A 19,892-nucleotide genomic window follows, 5' to 3' on the forward strand; every position below is an offset into this window, starting at 1 on the left:
TTTTAAAGATTATGCAAAAAATGTTTTCACCGGCCCGTACATTTTGCATGGTTTTCCGTCTTACCTGGTAGAGGGATCGATAACCAGAAAAGAGGAGAAAACACCGCATGCCCCGACTTAGAGCTTGTCCATAAATAATTATTGACCATTATGATAGTTTGCTATAGAATGATTCAGTGAGAGATCATTCATGGCGGTGATTTATGTCTAAAGTGCAATCATGGGAAGTCTCAGATGCTTTCTGGCAAAGAGTTGAGCCTTTGCTGCCAATCCAGCAAAGAGATCCTGACAAGACCTACAAACGCAAGCCTGGTGGCGGACGGAAGCGACTTGACCCCAGAATGGCGTTTTCCGGCATTGTCTATGTGCTGCGCACCGGTTGCCAGTGGAAAGCCATACCCAAGGAGCAGTTTGGTTGCGCCAGTGCCGTGCACAAGTACTTCATTGAGTGGAGTAAGGCCGGTGTATTCGAAGCTATTTGGCGTCAAGGGCTGGCTGAGTATGACGAGATGGAGGGAATTGCCTGGGAGTGGCAAAGCATAGATGGCGGAATGTACAAAGCACCAATGGCTCTTGAAACCGTAGGGAAGAACCCGACGGATCGGGGAAAAAAACGGGAGCAAGCGTCATGTCCTGGTGGACGGTCGTGGCGTCCCGTTGTCCATCGTCGTAACCGGAGCGAACCGGCATGATGTGAGCCAGCTTGAAGCTGTTCTTGATGGCGTAGTCTTCGAGAAGCCTGCAGAGCAGGAGCAGCATCTTTGCGCAGATTGTGGCTACAAGGGAAAGCAGGCGCTCAGCAGCATTCTTCAGCGCGGATACATACCCCATGTAAAGCAGCGAAAAGAAGAGATCGAGGACAAGAAGCGTGACCCATCAAAGAAGGCGAGGCGCTGGATAGTGGAAGCATCTATTTCCTGGTTCAACCGTTTCAGGAAGATTCATGTGCGCTTTGAGAAGCTTGAGGTCACTCACTACGGGTTGACGTGTCTTGCGGCAGCCATAATCACATACAGGAAAATCGGCGTAATTTATGGATAAGTTCTTAGCCTCATGGTACGCGCCTGCGCGCTTGTCGCTCTGGCGCTTTTCCTGAACGCCATACCCGCTCCCGCTGCCAACCTCGCCTCCTTCCACAGCTTCTCCATAGCCGCCCAGCCACTGGGCGGCGCCCTCCTGCAGTTCTCCCTTGCCACCGGCATTGATGTCCTGGTGGACGATCGCATCGTCCAGGATCATCAGTCGCCGGGAGTGCAGGGGCAGTGGCGCAGTGACCAGGCTCTGGAGCAACTGCTGGAAGGAACCGGACTCCAGTGGCACCTCAACGGCAACAACCTCATCACACTGACCCCTCACAGGACAGCTGACATGGAGCTTTCCGTGACGCCAGTCACAGAGCTTCAGGAGCTGCAGGGAGTCCCGCTTCCGGTGGGGTTGCGCCCCACAGAACGGGAACAGGTCGTCCTGGCTCCCGTAACCGTGCGCGGTACCCGCGAAGACGACGCCACCTTTCGCGCTCCCGCCTCGGTCAATATCATCACCCAGAGGGATATCGAACGCTTTCGCGGCACCTCCGTGGGCGACATCTTTCAGGGAACTCCCGGTGTACTCATTGGTGAAAACCGCAACAGTGGCGGACTGGACGTGAATATTCGCGGCATGCAGGGGCAGGGTCGCGTTCCGGTGCTCATCGACGGCGCGCGCCAGGAAACCACCGTCTATCGCGGCTATGCCGGCGTCTCCAGCCGCAGCTACGTGGACCCCGACCTGGTCGGCGGCATCCGCATCGACAAGGGCCCGGTCACGAGCGCGGAAGGTACCGGAGCCACCGGCGGAACCGTCAGCATGCGCACCATTGAAGCCGGCGACATCATCAAGCCCGGCAAGGAGTGGGGCATTCGCCTGCGCGGATCGCTCATGGGCAATAATTCGGGATCGGTACCTGCAGCGGGGACACCGGCCGGCTACCACCTGGGCGCAATCAACGATGACGGCGTCTATCGTATCGACTGCGCCCGCCCGGATATCTGCGAACAGCAGCATTTCACCGGGCGCTCCTACGCCCTGCCCGACAGCTTTGCCCCCGTCGAAGGCATGGATCGCCCCGACCTGTTTTCCCCCAAAAGCCACGCCGGCAGCATCGCCCTGGCCCGGCGCTTTGACTGGGGCAGCCTCCTGGCCGCCTACGCCGAGCGCAGCCAGGGGAACTACTATGCCGGCAAGCACGGCCCGGCACCGTACATGGATCTGTCCGATCAGCGCAAACTGGCCTTTTACACCGAAGTGCGCCCCAAGCGTGAAGGAGCTTCCCGCTTTCGCGCCGAGGAGCGCATCGTCAACAGCAACTACGCCAGTGAATCCCTGCTGCTCAAGGGCCAGTTCCACCTGCCCGCCGATCAGAGCCTGGAGTTGAGCTACCTGCGCTACGACAGCACCTACGGCGAACTCATGCCCTCCCAGTTGATGTGGTTCGGAACCGTACGCCAGACCAACAGCTCCACCGTACTGGCAGAGACCTACAACGCCCGCTACCGCTGGCAACCCGCCGAGCTCGACTGGGCCGACATACTCGTCAGCCTGTGGCAGACCGATACCCGCAGCCAGAATATTTTTTACTACCTTGAAGGCGACTTCTCCAACAACAGCGCCACGGAAATGGGCTCCGCTTCCGCCGAGCGCTACCAGCGTCGCGGCGCCGATCTCTCCAACACCATGCACTTCTGGAGTTACGGTCAGCCCGTTGTGGCCTACGGAATCTCCCTGCAGCACGAAGACCTGAGCCCCACCAGCAAGAGCGCGCAGATGGGCGATGATTTCTCCCGCGATGGCCTGCGCGAAGAGCTGAGTGCCTTCACCGCCGTGCAGTGGTACATGCACCCAAATGTCATACTGGATGGCGGCATGCGCCACACGCGTTTTTCCACCGAAGACCGCAAGGCTGCGGAGGTGAGCAGCACCAGCAGCCTGTGTGTAGACAGCTCCGGCGACGGTACCTGTGACCCGGTGTACTATGAAAGCAGCAGCTCGGGAACCACGCCCATTGTCAGCCTCACCTGGGAGCCCAGAGCCGATATCCAGCTGTATGCCCGCTATGCCGAAGCCATGCGCATGCCCAGTCTGTTCGAGACCACCCAGGGATTTTCCGTCAACCCCAACATGGATACTGAACTCAAGCCGGAGCACGCCAAGAACCGCGAAGTCGGGCTCAATGTCCTGCGCGAGGGGATGCTCACCACCAGCGACACCTTTCGCCTGAAACTGGCCTATTTCCGCAATTACACCAAAGATTACCTCACCCGTACCTCCATCAATTTCTGGGAGGAGTCAAGTACCAACTCCATGGATTTCTTCCGCATGCGCAATATCGACAGCGCCAGCTTCCATGGTGTTGAGCTGAATATGGATTACGACCTGGGCTGGCTGTTCACCGAGCTGGCCGGCACCAAATACACCCATATAGAAATGTGCCACCACGGCAGCCTGCGCCGTTACGACTGCACCGATTACGGCATCTCCAACTCCTACATCAACAATATGATCCCGCCCCAGTGGCACGCCAGCGCCATCCTCGGCGTCCGGCTGCTCTCCCGGAAGCTGGAGCTGGGCACACGGGGTACCTTCATGGGCCAACGCACCATGGCCGAATTTCACGACGACACCAGCAACGGATTCACCAAACCCATACCCTGGCACGAGTACACCCTGTGGGATCTCTTTGTCAGCTACCAGCCCAACGACTGGCTGACACTGGATTTCAATATCGACAACCTCACCGACGAATACTACCTGGACGCCCTCAGCCTGGGCCTGGTGCCGGCACCTGGCCGCACCGCGCGCCTGAGCATGACCCTGCACTTCTAGCAGGCTGCTGAACCTGATGTCATCCGTTGCCATATTTCGCAAACCCCAAACGCCAAGACAAAAAGGAAAACACCATGAAGCGCTCTTTGTTCCCCACCTTCATACTGCTGTGCCTGCTGCTGGTGCTGGCCGCCTGCGGCAGTGACGGTAAAGACAAAACCACTCCCATACCCACCGCCGTTGCCACGGCCCTGCAGGAAACCGTCCAGATGGGCAGCACCGTGCAGCTGGATGGCTCCACCAGCAGTTCGCCCAATGGCGGCAGCCTGAGCTATCAGTGGGCCTTTGTCAGTAAACCGGAACTCAGCCTGGCGGAATTTTCCGACTCATCGGCAAGCAACCCCACCTTCGTGGCCGATCTGCCCGGCACCTACGAAGTGCAGCTGCGGGTAGTCAATCAGGATATCGCCATCAGTCAGCCAAGCCAGATCACCATTACCGCCACCAATACCCAGCCGGTGGCCGTGGCTACGACCCTGCTCAACCGCTTGGTCGACTCCTGGGTCGTCCTTGACGGCAGTCGCAGCGTTCCCCCCACTGGCGAAGACCCCGCCGGACTCACCTACGCGTGGACCCTCAACCCCCCCGATGGCAGCACCGACGAGCTCAACGACCCCACCAGCGCCGCCCCCGGATTCAGCCCCACCAGCGAAGGCATCTATATCGCAACCCTGCAGGTGCACTTCGGCGATCAGAGCAGCAAGCCCCTGCAGGTCATCATCAATGCTTCCAGGGCCAACGCCGTGCCCGTCGCTGACGCTGGCGGCCCCTATGAAATCGAGCTGGGTGAGACCGTCACCCTGGACGGCAGCGGCAGTTCCGACGCCGATGGCGACACCCTCAGCTACCACTGGACGCTGCTGCACAATACGTCGGTGTCCATGAGCCTTGCAGACAGAAAACCCAGGGGCTCCTCCGCCGAACTGGACAGCCGCGACGGCGTCACCGTCACCTTCACCCCCGACGTGGTGGGCACGTATAATGTGCAGCTGGAAGTCTTTGACGGCACCGCCCTGAGCGCCGCGCAAGTCGCCACCATCACGGTCACCAAGCCCGACGGCCATCCCAATACCCCGCCCGTCGCCGTTATCTATGACCACTATCCCATCGGTCTTGGCGGCAGCGTGGGGGAAGCCGAAATCACCGCCTGGGGATACGCCTACTTCTACTCCGGCTCCTACGACAACGACGGCGATGCGCTGACCCATAAGTGGGAGTGGGTCGAAGTGCCCGAGGACTTTAAAGACACCACCCACTACACCCAGGAGTGGCTGAACACGCGCAGTGCCAACGTTTCCTTCATAGCCGCACCCCTAGTGGGTGACGAGTATGTTCCCATCGAGGGATATTACACCATCCGCCTGAGCGTCAACGACGGCACCGTCGACAGCGACCCCGTCGAACAGACCATCCACGTGCGCACCGGTGCCAACACCCGCCCAAGTGCCGTCGCCAACGCTGATATTGCAGCCGTACTGGTAGGTGCCGAAGCCTGGTTTGACGGCAGCGGCAGCAGCGACCCCCAGGACGGCACCACCGGCCTGCAGTACCAGTGGCAGTGGGTCTATACCCCACCGGGAAGCAATGCCGTCCTGAACACCCCCAATGCCGCCCGCACCAGCTTTGTGCCCGACCTGCCCGGCCCCTACACCGCCGAGCTGATCGTCACCGACAACGACGGTGCCTCCAGCCGCCCGGCCCATGGCAACTACACCCCCTCCACCGCCACCGTCAACGCCAAGCTGACCAACTACCCGCCCTATGCGAGATTCAACGACGTCGACATCAGCAATGGTCATGAAAACAAAGAGAGCACCTTTGACAATTATGGTATCGACTATGATGCGACCACCGGAATCTACACCTACCAGCTGGGCTCCATTGTCGATCGCTGTCGCTGGGCGAATCCAGGGACCTTACAATACCACTGCGCCGACAACTTCACCGTAAGAGTCACCGCCTACGACCCCGACGGCGACCCCCTGTTTTACGACATCACACTGCAGCAGCCCGCCGGCAGCAGCTTCCAGCCCTCCTACACCGGAGCCTTTACCTCGGGAGGCTTTAACACAACGCCAAGGGCCTCCGCGGACATAGGCCGTGGCAGAGGCCAGGCGGGCATTACCGTGCCCGGCGACTACCACTTCACCCTGCAGGCCAGCGATGGCACCGACCTCAGCGACCCGGCAACCCTCACCGTGCGCGTGCTGGACTTCCCCGACGACTTCCAGGCCCTGCAGCTCGGGTTCCTCTACGACACCAATTACAGAAGGGGCTCCGCCGATGGCAGCGATCTGACCAACATCCACTACCCCCCCTTCCGTATTTCCAACCCCTCTTTTGCTGAAGGCAGTACTTATGCGGAATTTGCCGATCAGGGCGGAGTGGCGCAGTACTACAAACTCACCGCCATTGGTGGCAGCTACAGCATCCAGAATGCCGAAGCCTTTGTGGAAAAACGTATAGGATTCGCCTATGAAAGGGACTTTGCAGGATCAGAAACCTTCACACCGGAATTCCGCGACCTGCCCACCGTCATCAACGCCGGGGAAACCGTCGTCTTCAGTATCTGGGTACCCAAGCTTCCTGCCCCCGCAGCGAGCCAGGAGCGGTACCGCATGACGTGGAGCTTCGAAATCCCCGAAGTCGCCACGGAAAACCACAGTGGCTTCTATCGTGATCAGATATTCACCATCCCCGCACAGTAACGCCTTCCTTCATCCTCAATAGAGCCTCCAAAAAAAGCCCCGGGGGAATCGGTTCAACCGATTCCCCCGGGGTGCGTGGTGGTGAAAAATAAGGGCTTATCCATAAATTACGCCGATTTTCCTGTATGTGATTATGGCCGCCGCGAGACACGTCAATCCGTAGTGAGTGACCTCAAGCTTCTCAAAGCGCACATGAATCTTCCTGAAACGGTTGAACCAGGAAATAGATGCTTCCACTATCCAGCGCCTCGCCTTCTTTGATGGGTCACGCTTCTTGTCCTCGATCTCTTCTTTTCGCTGCTTTACATGGGGTATGTATCCGCGCTGAAGAATGCTGCTGAGCGCCTGCTTTCCCTTGTAGCCACAATCTGCGCAAAGATGCTGCTCCTGCTCTGCAGGCTTCTCGAAGACTACGCCATCAAGAACAGCTTCAAGCTGGCTCACATCATGCCGGTTCGCTCCGGTTACGACGATGGACAACGGGACGCCACGACCGTCCACCAGGACATGACGCTTGCTCCCGTTTTTTTCCCCGATCCGTCGGGTTCTTCCCTACGGTTTCAAGAGCCATTGGTGCTTTGTACATTCCGCCATCTATGCTTTGCCACTCCCAGGCAATTCCCTCCATCTCGTCATACTCAGCCAGCCCTTGACGCCAAATGGCTTCGAATACACCGGCCTTACTCCACTCAATGAAGTACTTGTGCACTGCACTGCCGCAACCGAACTGCTCCTTGGGTATGGCTTTCCACTGGCAACCGGTGCTCAGCACATAGACAATGCCGGAAAACGCCATTCTGGGGTCAAGTCGCTTCCGTCCGCCACCAGGCTTGCGTTTGTAGGTCTTGTCAGGATCTCTTTGCTGGATTGGCAGCAAAGGCTCAACTCTTTGCCAGAAAGCATCTGAGACTTCCCATGATTGCACTTTAGACATAAATCACCGCCATGAATGATCTCTTGCTGAATCATTCTATAGCAAACCATCATAATGGTCAATGATTATTTATGGACAAGCTCTAAATCTACAACGCATTTCAATAAAAACTACACTACTACTCTATTTCCTCCGCTCAAAGGCTTTGCGTTGATACAGCGAGCTGTTTCAAGCAAAGGTAGTGGAAGAGAAGGAACTTTGAGCCCATCACTGAAAAACATAGCTTCCTTCCCACGAGAGGCATTCCTCGCACTATAGTTCAAAGTATATTGCAGCCATGAGGTATCCGAATAAAGGTCATGAATTGGCCGGACATCATCATAAGAGACAACCCAACTCACATGTGTCAGCCTAAAGACTGATTCAGCAATAGACTTATGATCCTCAGGAGCATAAGCATCATAATACAAATACCGCCCTTTTTCATAGTAAGGCGGATCAATATACACTAAAGTGTTAGGGTTCCAGTTACCTGCTTTCTCCGCAAAAAACTCTTGGGCATCCATACCTGTTAATTCAACTCTAGAGCGAAGCGCTGCTATCTTTTTAATGCGAGAAATCAAATCGCCCTTATTAAAGCGAGCATCAATTTTCCACTTTCCTGTTTGATTGCGTCCACCGATAACCCCTGCATTCAAAATACCAGACCTATTCGTGCGATTCAGAAAGAAAAATGCCAGACCAAGCTTAAACTCATCTGCACCCGTATGATCAAGAAATATTTCCCTTTGCCTATCCCACTCATCAACTGTTAAAGGAATTGAATCAATTGCCTTACATAGCTCCTCAGTACGATGAAGAACCGACATCCAAAAGGCATAAACCGGCCTGCTGACATCATTTATGGCGACGCGCCGCACAACACCTGTAATTAAAAGCTCCCATGCGACAGCTGCTCCGCCAGCATACGGCTCAACATAAAGCCCATCTGATAAACCATTCAAGCGAATAACTTCGCACATAAAGCGCGCTACCTTGCCTTTTCCCCCAGGATAGCGCAACGGTGAGTAACGCCCGCTCTGCGTAACACGTGTGGATTCATTTGACATCAGCTGCTCCAAAAGCTGCAATAAACACTGGCACTGCGGCATCCCACCCCGATCTCAACGAGTCTGAAGTCGGTATCTGGTATTTATTATGAATAAATCCATTAAGAGATTCTATTGACGCAGGCGCCGATTTTTCAATGAACAGAACCCTAAATCCGTGCAAGTCTTTTTTTGACTTAAGGCCACTATCTTCAATATGTTTTACAACCATTACCGCACATTGTGTCAAACTTAACTCAGCTTTGTTTCCATTACGGGTATCCTTCAGTTTAGAGAGGCCATTCTTTCTCACATACTCCTCAAGCGCAGCTTCAATAAACGCACGCAGGAGAAACGCTGATGAAATAGTATACCTATCTACATCAATTAAAGACGCTTCATGGAGTAACCTCTGCACTTTTGTTGATGCTGGTGTCATAAAGTCATGCCGCTTAGGCGACAATGTGCGCCGCTGACGCGGAGTAATTGTCTTCTTAGAGGTGTTTGCTCTGACTGCCACACTTTTTTCTTTGGGCGCTCCTTTGATAAAAATATCCCTGAACGCGCAAGGTGTTAATGCCTTCTTGGAAGACTTCGGCTGAAATTCACCTGGTAGGCTTTCAAAGTAATTCGCAATATCAGACGCTTTATTCAAAGCACGAGAATCAATAATACCATCACGTACATCTTCGATGATATGCTTCAGCACACCTAATGCCCACTTTGGGTCTGACATCAGCATTGGTATTATTTCACTTTCCGATTTTACAATTGCAATTCCAAGATGCTTTCGCCCAGCTGCAGACTCAAGAAGCCGGGCAAGATTTGAAGATTTCCTACTCTCAATCATTGACTTTGTTGAAGCCCATTCGTCATCAGAGTAGTCAGCATTGCGACCAACAAACTCGATGACGTCTAGGATTGATCGATCACCAGAAAAACGCTGAATCTCCATAGGACCCCAGTTTATACGCCCTTCACCTTCAGCTGCTCCAGTGTGACGACGATATATCCAATCGTGCGCTTCCTCGCGATTTCGAAACAGCACACAACGAATAGGCTCAATAGCATCACGATTAAAATCTAGTGCAACTTTGACCAAAGAATTCTTAACAGCAGAGGTCACTTCTATACCGTCAAGTATATCTGGATTTACCAAAATCTTCATTGCAGAAAGGCGGCGATTCCCTTCAAGCACAATATAATCTCGTTTATCGTCAGCCTGGATCACATACAAACTATCGCCTGGATCAAGGCCATTCTCCTTAATACTAACCATCAATGCCCTGAAATGACTGTGATTCAGTTTGATGATTGCCTCCAAAGCTTCAGACTGGCTATCTACAGCGCCAAGCCTTGGATTCTCTTGATCAAGTAACAATTCGTCAATCGTCAAGTCTAGATACTCAATCATTAAATTCCTCGTTGACAGTAAGAGTTCAGCCAATCAACGGCCTCTGGGAGTAAATCAAATGCCTCAATTGGTATACCCTCTCCATGCAAATTCATAGCTTCTTTAACCCGATATGGTATACGTAATCGGTGAAGCACATTACCAAAATTTAGCACATCATCCCGAAACTCACGATCTGGCCTTGCAAATGGAATAATATGATAACAAACAAGCTGCGATACCGGCTGTCTGCCAAACCATCTTTTCCAAAATACGTCGGTAAGGTGCCCCTTAATAGATTTCTCCTTCCAATTTGCACCTGTTGCCACTTGAGCTCCTGCAAGTAAAAAACCAGGCAATCCATCTGGATGGCCTTTCCAAGCAAAAATATCCACTTGATCATCCTGAGGGTGAATCGGTGCTGATGGATCAGGGTCAACCATTCCATCTTTTAAAACCCCCCATATTTCTTTTAGTTTGGTGAAAAAGCCAGTATGGTCTGGGCGAGGATGTCCAAACGACCAAGCCTGTCCACCTATTTCCGCAGCAAGCGCAGCTGTCGCAAAATATTGAAAGTATTCGCGAAGCTTTCTGACTTCATCCTCATGAGGATATACAGATGATCCACTCAGAATAGGTGAAACTGATTTCAAGTGTGACAAAATCAAGCTAAGCAGATAAGCTGCCTGGCCGATCTCGATTGAATCCTTCTGGTAAATAAGCAAATCCCCTTGAGCATCAAGCTTAAAGGGATAACAATCACCAAGAGCTGTTTTGCGATCACCTATACAACGAATTACCTGAGAGCGGATCTCCTCCCTCTGGTTAATTTCGGCATCAACATCCCCATAATCCTCTTCTGCACCTATTTCCGAGGCGTTTATTATGTCAGAAGTAAACGCTTGATTATCTCTCGAGAAAAAACTGGTTAGTTCCAGGTAATCAGCACCAATATCCGGCGTTGCTTCATCAAGCGGGAAATACAACGCAACAGTCATAAGTCTTTCCCCATTGCACTTTTAAATTTTTGATGCATGCGATTATATAACGTCTGAGCTGTTTCGGATACATCCTCGGCAATATTCAGAAGAGACTCATCCTGCCCATTATATCCGCGCAAATTGTGGGATGCCTCGCGCAGGATACTTCGCGCACGAATAATCGCGGATGAAAGCTTCTCATCGGCAGGTTGAGCACTCACGTATGCCTCGTCTAGCGATCTGCCAGCACGCAAGACATGGAGCCCCTCAGTGCTGCATAACACTTCTCCTAAGCGCTTGATGTCAGGATTCTGGGACTCAACGACAGGCTTCATACCGTCTTCTTTAGACCCATAAATCCAAACCAATACTTCTTTTAAGCTCTTAAGTTTATTCCTTGGAATCGGATTAGGACTCGGCTCATATTGTGACCAGGCAATATCAACCCCCAGAAACTCCATGTAGTGACTACGTGATAGAGCTGTGTACAAATGAGAGAAATGAAACTTGGCCGCAAATCTATCGTCAACGGAAAAAACCTCCTCTGCTTCCGCCTGATCCAAAACATAAATTGCCGCAACCATTCTCTTGATAGTATCGTGCTTATCACCTATTTTTTGTGCAATTTCCTCAAGATCGGCACTTCCAGAGCGAAACCATTCTGCTGCAAATTTTGCCTTCGCGTAAGACTCCCATTTAGCAGCACCGTTAATATGTTTGAAACCGATAAAGGAGCGTGCATCTTCGCGGCTCGGAACGCGATAGACCGAAACAGAGTCAAGCGTAGGACGATACTCTTCAGGTAACTCAGGTACACTAATATTCAACTGTTCAGATGTTCGAATTTTATCAAGAAGATCAGGTTCTCGAAACAATCGGATGGCTGCTAAACGCCGATTTCCTTCCAACACAATAAGATTACCATTTTGATCCTGTTCAACTATCAAGGGTTCAATATCAAGATAACCATTTGCAGATATAGACTGAAGCAGTTCCGATAACTCTTCGCTACGATAAAGTTGAGCGATAATTCGTTCTTCTGTTACTCCCGCCCCAAGGCCAATAAGACGAGGGTTCATACGATCGAGATAGAGCCTTCCAATTGAAACTTTATGCGTCTCCCGCAAAGGAACTTCACTATTTTGCATCAATCTCTCACTCATAGCTAACCTCTCTTAGTACAATAGCACTTCGACCACAAAACAAAATACAGGTAATACGAATAGTGCGTCGTGTATACACCCCTAAAGCCACTAGCAAAATCATACTGTGACTGTTATAGATTTGAGATGCTGCTTAATCTAGACACCCATAAATAATGATAAAATTCTATAATACCACATAATTTATCGTCAACCAGCGTTTGCCGCATCAAGAAATCAAATCGTTGCATTATCGTTTCCCCAGTAGCTCCATCGCTTGGCAGCGCCCTACACACCGACTCAAAATACTTGGCATCCTCATCCTGCAGGGAGACGAGTGCCACACTCATAACACCTGACATTCTGTGCCAACGTTATCCTTAACAGTGACATTTCTCTGCGGTCCGGCTATGCCTCGCGAATCCCCTGCATAAACTCCACCAGTTCATGAACATGGGTGCTGGGATTGTCGGTGCCGCTTTGCCGGGCGGCTTCCAGGGATCGCCGGGCGTTCTCCATGGCGAATTCCAGCTGGTCGATATGCGAGGCGAAAAGGGGTTGTTTTCCTTTGCGATAGCGCTTCATATGGGTGCGCAGCTCCTTCAGGAGTTGCGCGCACGCGCTGTTGCCGGGCAGGGTTTCGTAGGGTCTGGTGGTGTAGACGTAGTGCAGCAGCAGCCAGTATTCAAAGCAGGGTACCGAGGGTATGGCGTGATAGGTCTCTTTGGGTGTGGCGCTGGTCAGGATGTCCAGCGCTTCCCCGTAGCGGGCGTGGTCATCCCGGTCAAAGACGCAGTAGACCCGATCAAAGGGGTCACCGGCGTCTTTTTCCTGGCGGTAGCGCTGCCTGGCAAACTCCACGACACCCACGGGATCATAACCGCAGCCATAGACTTCCACATTGGCGGTGTTCAGCTTGTAGTAGTCGCAGATTTCCCGAAAGTAGCCGGGCTCGGTTTTTTCGCCTTCACAGACAATCAGGATTTTCGTGTAAGGGGCGCGTTTCGCGGCACGTCTTTGCAGCCACTCGACTCCCTTTGCCCCGCGCCGGCGCAACAGATCATCGGTGCCCATCAGCCCTCCCGTGTCAGTGAGCGCACATAGGGCAGCGCCCCGTAGCGTCCCGAGAGGTAGGCCAGCTCCAGGTTTTCGCGTCCTTTGCGGGGGCTGAAATCGGTCAGCGGATAGAGCACGGTGGCCTGGCTTTTGTCTTTATCGCAAAACCAGATCTGATCGCGGCGAAACATTGCCTGATTGAGGATGGAAGTCTCGTGGGTCGTAAAAATCAGCTGGGCGTGGCGAGGATTGGTCTCTTCATGGTGAAACAGCTGCACCAGAAACTTCACCAGTTCGGGATGCAGGTTATCGTGCAGTTCATCGATAAAGAGCACGTGCCCGTGTTTCAGGGCCTCAAGCCACGGCCCGGCAAAGGCGAACACCTTGCGGGTGCCGTCGGATTCTTCCGCGAGGTCAAACCGCACCGGCAGGCCATCACTTCCGGTGCGCACGGTCTGAATTTTCAGCAGCTGTTTTCCAGTGAAATCTTCCGCGATGGTTTCGCGCAGGGACTCCGGCATGCTTTCGGGGAGGGCCTTGACATCAAGTGATGTTTTTTCGACCAGGACATCTTCGATATCCAGGTCCGCTGCCCGCAGGAAATCCAGAATCCGTGACTTTGTGGCCTGTTCACACAGGAGTGCAGAGGAGTCGGGGCTCCAGCCACCGACGCCCGACAGGCGCAGCCTGCTCCTGAACCAGTCGAAGACGGGCTGCAGCTGGTGGCTGTTCAGCTGCACCGCAGTGGAGAGAAAGAGGGCGTTGTCGCGGGTGGACTTCTGCCACAGGAGTTTTTCCCCCGTCAGGTGGCTCCCGAACTCCCAGTGGTACTGTTCGCCTTTGGCATTCCAGACGCGGGCAAACCAGCGCTGTGCCCGGTGCTTTGGGTATGCCAGCAGCCATTCTTCGTGGATGCGCTCCGCTGTGGCCGCGAACCCGTACTGATAGCGCACGCCATCGACGATGAAGATCACTTCAAACTCGCTCGGCTGCAGACGGGTACCGGGATCAAGGCGGAAGGGCATGACAGGGAGTTGATCACCCCTTTGCATACTGGTGGCTGACTCAAGAACAACGCGCTTCATGGCCTGCAGGGCCAGCAGAAAGTTCGATTTGCCACCGGCGTTGGGGCCATAAATGGCCGCCGATCGAAGCAGCTCCATGCTGTTGGCCTTGAAGCTGTTGGTCTCCTGCAGTTCGCTCCCCTTGCCCTTGATCAGGCTGAAGGTCTGCTGATCGCGCAGGGAGCGGAAATTGGCCACGCTCAGTTCAACAAGCACAGGAACCTCCTTGGGATGGAAATGTATTCACAGACAGAGCCCTACGTGGGCACAAAGAAAGACAAGACTACGGGAAAATAGCATATAATTGAAGTTTTGCGCCCCGAAACAGCAGGTTGTCGGGATCGACCCTGATGCCATGCTGGAATGGCGGAAATAGTTCTGCACAGACTGTGTGCTTGACATTACCCTCACCCTGTTTATGAGTTTCTTTTGCCACTTTTTACCCGCAAAAAGTGGCGCAAAAGCGGCCCCCAGTGCTGCCCTTCTCAGCCGTCCGCTTGCCTGGAACTGGGGACCGCAAACAACCGCCCTCCGTGGCTTTGGGTTTGCGGTTGCCGCCCTCGTGGCGTCAACCCTGCGGGTCCATAGCGTTCCAGTCGGCGCGTCCTGGCTGGGCCAGCACACGGGGGAGAGACAGAAGCAGGCCATTCCCCCCCTGAGCCCGTCCGGTGAGTGCGACGCCTGGCTGGCAAGACCCGAACGGGACACTCACAGGAAGTGAGTGGTCCGGCAGCACTGCAGGGATGCAGTGTCTGTCGGATCTCCAGAACAGGCGAGCAGGCGATCCGGAAAAACGGGCGTTCGGGGGGCGCGTTTTTGGGTCCTTTTTGCGCGGTCAAAAAGGACAATATCCGGATGAGTCAAGTATGCAAAACCAATACGGTTTCCGTGTGTAAAATAACAGGACAATAACGCCTTAACCCAAAGCGAAAAGATGCAGGACTTCAGATACAATCTCTACATAAGAGAGATATCCTTTCATTTTTGGCGAAATTTGTCAAATACCGCGCCAAGATATGCGCAGCATGGCAATAATAAGCACGCACGCCTGACTTTCCCGCGAAGAGTGGCCGGAAAATCTTCCGCCGAATCTCTCTTTCTTCGCGTTGACTACTTTACAAAATATCCTCAAGGCCTACACTCTGGAGAGAGTTCGAGGGTTCACACCAGAACACCCTCGGAGCAGGTGCGCTGATGCCGTGTGCCCCAGCGTCACTGCACCGCGAAAAATCCAGAACCACTGAGAGGTACCCCATGAATATCATCGACATTCTGAAAAAGCGTCGCACCCAGTACGCCCTGGGCAAAACCCTGCCGATGGCGGAAAACGAGGTTGACGCCCTGATCCGCGAGGTTGTCCGCCAGGCACCCTCTTCCTTTAACTCGCAGAGCTCGCGGGTCGTGATACTGTTTGGCCGGGAAAGCGAAAAGCTGTGGAGTATTGTCAAGGAGACCCTGCGCGCCATTGTGCCGGCGGAAAACTTTGCCAGTACCGATGCCAAAATTGACAGTTTCGCGGCTGGCGCCGGCACCATTCTGTTTTTCGAGGATCAGGACGCTGTGCGGGAGCTGCAGCAGCAATTTCCGCTCTATGCTGAGAATTTCCCGACCTTTTCCGAGCAGTCCGGCGGCATGGCGCAGTTTGCGGTGTGGACGGCCCTGGCCAATGTGGGCATCGGTGCCAGCCTGCAGCACTACAATCCCCTGATTGACGAAGAAGTGGCGCGCACCTGGGGCCTGCCTGCTTCGTGGAAATTGCGGGCGCAGATGCCCTTTGGTTCCAACGAGCAGCCCATCGACGAGAAAACGTTCATCGACGATGCCATCCGCTTCCGCACCTTCCGCTGACCGTTTGCTGAAAATACAAAATCCCCCATCGACACACTTTCGATGGGGGATTTGATTTTGCCCTTCCTGGTTCAAGGGGGGGGTCAGGGAGGGGGAAGCTGCCTGTCTTTTGCCTTTCCCCCGTGTTCTTTCCCAGCCAGGACGCACCGACTGTCAGGCTGCTGAAAAGATTCATCTGCGGCGTTACTCACAAGTACTCGTCGCTGAGGGTATTGCGTGAGCCCTTCTTTTCCTCTTGTGCGGATGTCAGCCTCTCTCGCCAAGAAATTCCAGCAGCATGCGCTCATACTCCCGAACCATGGCTATTTCCACGTACTCGTTTTCCTTGTGGGCCATACTGCCCTGGCCGGGGCCGAAGTTGACGGCGTCGAGGCCAAAGAGGCTGAAGCGGGCCACGTCCGTCCAGGCCTGTTTGGATTGTGGTGGCTGACCGCTGATGGCGATGAGCTTTTGCAGGGCGGGATTTTCCAGGTTGACATCACCGGCGGGGGAGAGGTCGGTGAAGTCGACGCTGGCGGCTCCATGGGCAAAGGCCAGCTCTTCGATTTCACGGCAGGCCTGCTCGATGCTCTTGCCGGGGGCAAAGCGGTAGTTGATGTTGATGGCGAAGGTGTCGGGAATGGTGTTTTTGGTGTTGTTGGTGGTGGTTGTGGTGGCGTGCATCACTTCACGGTAGAGCAACTGGCCGAAGGTGTGATCCACGGGCTGCAGCTGGGCCAGGGCATTGAGGTAGCCGGTGGACTGGTAGATGGCGTTGTCACCCAGCCAGGGACGGGCGGAATGGGCGCGCACGCCCTTGAAGGTAACGGTGGCGTGAATGGTGCCCAGGCAGCCCACCTGCACGAGGTTATCGGTGGGTTCGGGGCAGATGGCCAGCAGGGCCTGGCGAAAGAGGTGGCCGTGCTCTTCCAGCACGGGGCCGAGGCCGTTCTCTTCGTAGGGGCCTTCTTCCGCGTCATAGAGAACGTGTACCAGATGGTACGCGCCGGCCCACTGACGGCCATATGCGCGGATAATCTCCATCATGACGGCGTCGCCGGCCTTCATGTCGCTGCTGCCCAGGCCATAGAGCCTGCCTTCGTGAATTTTGCCGGTGAAGTTGTTGGGGCTGATGACGGTATCCGTATGGCCTGCCAGCACAATGGTTTCGGTGGCGGCGGGGTTCAGCGAGGGCTGCAGGGCGATAATGGCATTGCCGCTGCGGATAACCTGTCCGGCAGGCAGGAACTCCCGGCAGAATCGCTCCACATAGGCGGCAATGGCTTCCTCGTCCCCGGTGACGCTGGGGATGGCCAGCAGTTCCTGGAGGATATCAAGGCTTTGCGGCTCGCTCATTGGCGGATAACCTCCCAGCCACGGGGGGTGTCGGCCTCAAAGTGCCTGGCGGGAAAGCTGATGTTGGGGCGCACGCCATCAAAGGTGATGGTAGTTATATCCAGGCTGGCCCCTTCGTAGATCAGGGTCTTGGGCAGATTGTTCTCCAGCAGGACGGTAATGAAGACCACGGGTTCCTCTTTGGATTCCAGCACCAGGGTGTCGCGGGTGTTCTCCTGCACATGGTAGATGCGCTCCATGGCTTCGCGATCCAGCATGGAGAAGCTCATGGATTCAAATTCCCCGATATCCATGATGGTCAGTTCCCGCTCATCGTAGAGGTAGAGCCACAGGGTGTGGTCGCGGATGAGGTACTTCTGACGCTCGGGCCTGGTGTACTCCCACATGCTGGAACGGGCATCCTTCGAGATGGAGAAGGTTCCCCGGCCTTCCTGCACAAAGCCGTCGGAAGAGTGGGTCTGCTGAGAAAAGGATGCCTGCAGGCTCCGGTAGGAGGTCAGGATATCCAGGGCCGTGTCCGATGCGGCGGCGACAGGTGTGGCAACGAAAAATATCGCCGCCACCAGAAGGGGAGCAATGGCAAACATAGGCTAATCCTCCAAAAGACGGTAGAGAAGGTAGAACTGTTCCAGGCTCAGGGCTTCGGCGCGCAGCTCCGGCGATATTCCCAGGGCGGGCGCCTGATCCATGAAGGTTTCAAACCAGGTGGTTCCGCGATAATTATTCTTCAGGGTCTTGCGGCGGTGGGAGAAGGAGAGGCGCACCAGCTTCTGAAAGCGGACGAAATCTCCGACGGGAAAGCGCGGCTGGGGCAGTCGCCGTCCCTGCAGCACCGACGACTCCACGCCGGGCGCGGGGTAAAAGACGCTGGGGGGGATACGGGAGATGCTCAGTTCCAGATCGTAATAGAGGCGCAGGTAGATGGCCAGGGGGCCGAAGTCCTTGGTGCCGCTTTCGCCCATGGCACGCAGGGCCATCTCCCGCTGCAGCATGACCGAGAAGCTCTGCACCAGCTGATGGTGTTCCACGATGGCCATGAGAATCTGGCTTGATATATTGTAGGGCAGGTTCGCGATGACGCGGCATTCGGCGGGCAGGGTGCCCCAGTCGTAGCGCAGGGCGTCGGTGTGAACCAGGGTGACATTTTCCGGCAGGTGCGCACTGCTTCTGAGATAGTCCAGCAACTGGCCATCAATCTCCAGGGCGATCACCCTGGCCGAGCGCTCCCCCAGGACGCGGGTCATTACCCCCAGCCCGGGACCGATTTCCAGCACAGTATCATCTGGTCCCACGCCGCTTTGCTTGACGATGCGCTGCACAAAGGATTCATCGCAGATAAAGTTCTGCCCCAGGGATTTCTTGGCCATCAGGCCGTGGGTATTCAATATCTGACGGACTTTCACGCTTTTCCTCCATAACTGCGCCGATGCTCAAGAATGCGCACCGCGCAGCGGGTGGCTTCCACCAGGCTCGTGCTGGAGGCCTGCCCCTTGCCGGCGATGCCAAAGGCCGTGCCGTGATCAACGCTGGTGCGCACGATGGGCAGCCCCATGGTGATGTTCACCCCACCGCCGAACCCGGCCATCTTGACGGGAATCATGCCCTGGTCATGGTACATGCACACGGCCACGTCAAATTCATTCCCGGCTGCCATGCGGGCAAAGAGGCTGTCGGCGGGCAATGGCCCGGCGGTGCTGGTGCCGTGGGTGCTGTCATATTCCCTGATGGCGGGCAGGATAATCTGCTCTTCCTGGGAGCCGAAAACGCCACCATCGCTGGCATGGGGGTTGAGGGCGCACACGGCTACCCGGGGCAGGGCAATGCCGATTTCAATCATGCCGCGATAGGCGTTTTCCATGGCCTGCATGATACGGGGACGATTGAGCAGAGCGGGCACGCTCTCCAGGGCCACATGGGTGGTGACCAGTACGACGCGGATATTGCCTGCCACCAGCATCATGGACTGGCTGGTGACGCCGGTATACTCCCCCAGCATCTCGGTATGGCCGGCATAGTGGTAGCCGCCCAGGTTGATGGCTTCCTTGTTGATGGGCAGGGTCACCATGCCATCCACCGCTCCCAGCATGGCTTCCTCGATGGCGCAGATGACGTAGCGGGCACTGGCGGCCCCGGCAGCGGCACTGAGTTTCCCCGGCTGGGGTTCGCGACCATAGTAGCCTTTGTCCATATACTCGCAGTCGGGCACCGTCAGCCCCAGCTTCTGGCCGTAGTATTCCAGCGTGCCACGCTCCCCGATGACCACGGGGCAGCACAATTTCGTAATTTCGCTGAAGGCCTTCAGGAAGACCTCCGGGCCAACGCCATTGGGGTCACCAAGGGTGAAGGCGAGGCGGCAGGGTGTCGCGGACTGCGGCATGGTATATTCCTCTTCGGTAAGCTGCTGGATAATGTATGTGAAGTCTTGAAAATGCTCAAGAGCAGGTTTCGGAAAAATCATCGGAGTTTTCCGCTGCGGCCACCGGATGCCGGGCATCCGCCTTTCCCATTGACGGGTACTGCCGATACGGTATTATGGTGCAAAA

The 19,892-nt window shown here is 54.9% G+C and carries 15 protein-coding genes; 4 read left to right on the forward strand and 11 right to left on the reverse strand.

Translation table 11 applies throughout. The annotated features are described in order from the left end of the window. Window positions 1-203: 203 nt before the first annotated feature. From SELIN_RS14885 to SELIN_RS11865, 3 genes are all read left to right on the forward strand, one after another. Window positions 204-1,041 (forward strand): IS5 family transposase gene (locus SELIN_RS14885; RefSeq protein WP_013506402.1). Its coding sequence is split into 2 segments (ribosomal slippage): window positions 204-608 and window positions 610-1,041, totalling 837 coding nucleotides; the frame shifts between segments, so codons are not numbered across the junction. 12 nt (window positions 1,042-1,053) lie between these two features. Next, the gene (locus tag SELIN_RS11860) at window positions 1,054-3,861 is read left to right on the forward strand and encodes a TonB-dependent receptor (RefSeq protein WP_013506888.1); all 2,808 of its coding nucleotides are present in this window, start codon (window positions 1,054-1,056) and stop codon (window positions 3,859-3,861) included. Window positions 3,862-3,935: 74 nt separating this feature from the next. Continuing rightward, the gene (locus tag SELIN_RS11865; RefSeq protein WP_013506889.1) at window positions 3,936-6,569 is read left to right on the forward strand and encodes a PKD domain-containing protein; all 2,634 of its coding nucleotides are present in this window, start codon (window positions 3,936-3,938) and stop codon (window positions 6,567-6,569) included. 96 nt (window positions 6,570-6,665) lie between these two features. On the opposite strand, the gene SELIN_RS14890 is transcribed toward SELIN_RS11865, so the two are convergent. The 7 genes from SELIN_RS14890 to SELIN_RS11910 all read right to left on the reverse strand — a co-directional run bounded on the left by SELIN_RS14890 (window position 6,666) and on the right by SELIN_RS11910 (window position 14,382). After that, window positions 6,666-7,503, reverse strand: a protein-coding gene (locus SELIN_RS14890) for an IS5 family transposase (RefSeq protein ID WP_156788073.1) whose coding sequence is annotated in 2 segments (ribosomal slippage) — window positions 6,666-7,097 and window positions 7,099-7,503 — 837 coding nt in all. Because the reading frame shifts where the segments join, the coding sequence is not laid out codon by codon here. A gap of 110 nt (window positions 7,504-7,613) precedes the next feature. Further along, entirely contained in the window at window positions 7,614-8,552 is a 939-nt protein-coding gene (locus SELIN_RS11880; RefSeq protein WP_013506891.1) for a DNA adenine methylase, read from the reverse strand. Further along, complete coding sequence (locus tag SELIN_RS11885) at window positions 8,542-9,945, reverse strand: hypothetical protein (RefSeq protein ID WP_013506892.1); 1,404 nt, start codon at window positions 9,943-9,945, stop codon at window positions 8,542-8,544. The genes SELIN_RS11880 and SELIN_RS11885 overlap by 11 nt, the downstream gene beginning before the upstream one ends. Further along, window positions 9,945-10,922, reverse strand: coding sequence for a hypothetical protein (locus SELIN_RS11890; protein WP_013506893.1), 978 nt, complete (start codon window positions 10,920-10,922; stop codon window positions 9,945-9,947). The genes SELIN_RS11885 and SELIN_RS11890 overlap by 1 nt, the downstream gene beginning before the upstream one ends. Further along, window positions 10,919-12,067, reverse strand: coding sequence for a ParB/Srx family N-terminal domain-containing protein (locus SELIN_RS11895; RefSeq protein ID WP_013506894.1), 1,149 nt, complete (start codon window positions 12,065-12,067; stop codon window positions 10,919-10,921). Before SELIN_RS11895 ends, SELIN_RS11890 begins: the two co-directional genes overlap by 4 nt. A gap of 387 nt (window positions 12,068-12,454) precedes the next feature. Then, the gene (locus SELIN_RS11905; RefSeq protein ID WP_013506895.1) at window positions 12,455-13,120 is read right to left on the reverse strand and encodes an RloB family protein; all 666 of its coding nucleotides are present in this window, start codon (window positions 13,118-13,120) and stop codon (window positions 12,455-12,457) included. Further along, window positions 13,120-14,382, reverse strand: a complete 1,263-nt coding sequence (locus SELIN_RS11910) for an AAA family ATPase (protein ID WP_013506896.1) — start codon at window positions 14,380-14,382, stop codon at window positions 13,120-13,122. Before SELIN_RS11910 ends, SELIN_RS11905 begins: the two co-directional genes overlap by 1 nt. 1,038 nt (window positions 14,383-15,420) lie before the next feature. Between SELIN_RS11910 and SELIN_RS11920 the strand changes: the two genes are divergently transcribed. After that, window positions 15,421-16,014, forward strand: a complete 594-nt coding sequence (locus tag SELIN_RS11920; RefSeq protein WP_013506897.1) for a nitroreductase family protein — start codon at window positions 15,421-15,423, stop codon at window positions 16,012-16,014. A gap of 246 nt (window positions 16,015-16,260) precedes the next feature. Here SELIN_RS11920 and dapE read toward each other — a convergent pair whose 3' ends face one another. The 4 genes from dapE to pdxA are packed head-to-tail and all read right to left on the reverse strand — an operon-like array spanning window position 16,261 to window position 19,807. Next, a complete protein-coding gene (gene dapE, locus SELIN_RS11925; protein WP_013506898.1) occupies window positions 16,261-17,349 on the reverse strand; it encodes a succinyl-diaminopimelate desuccinylase in 1,089 nt (362 codons plus the stop codon). Further along, complete coding sequence (locus SELIN_RS11930) at window positions 17,346-17,936, reverse strand: LolA family protein (RefSeq protein WP_013506899.1); 591 nt, start codon at window positions 17,934-17,936, stop codon at window positions 17,346-17,348. Before SELIN_RS11930 ends, dapE begins: the two co-directional genes overlap by 4 nt. A 3-nt stretch (window positions 17,937-17,939) precedes the next feature. Then, window positions 17,940-18,752 carry a 16S rRNA (adenine(1518)-N(6)/adenine(1519)-N(6))-dimethyltransferase RsmA gene (gene rsmA, locus SELIN_RS11935; protein ID WP_013506900.1) on the reverse strand — a complete coding sequence of 271 codons (813 nt, stop codon included), beginning with the start codon at window positions 18,750-18,752 and terminating at the stop codon, window positions 17,940-17,942. Continuing rightward, window positions 18,749-19,807 (reverse strand): 4-hydroxythreonine-4-phosphate dehydrogenase PdxA, encoded by a 1,059-nt coding sequence (pdxA, locus tag SELIN_RS11940; protein WP_049871143.1) that lies wholly within the window; start codon window positions 19,805-19,807, stop codon window positions 18,749-18,751. Before pdxA ends, rsmA begins: the two co-directional genes overlap by 4 nt. Window positions 19,808-19,892: the final 85 nt, after the last annotated feature.

This window comes from Desulfurispirillum indicum S5 (assembly GCF_000177635.2).
GTDB lineage: Bacteria > Chrysiogenota > Chrysiogenetes > Chrysiogenales > Chrysiogenaceae > Desulfurispirillum > Desulfurispirillum indicum.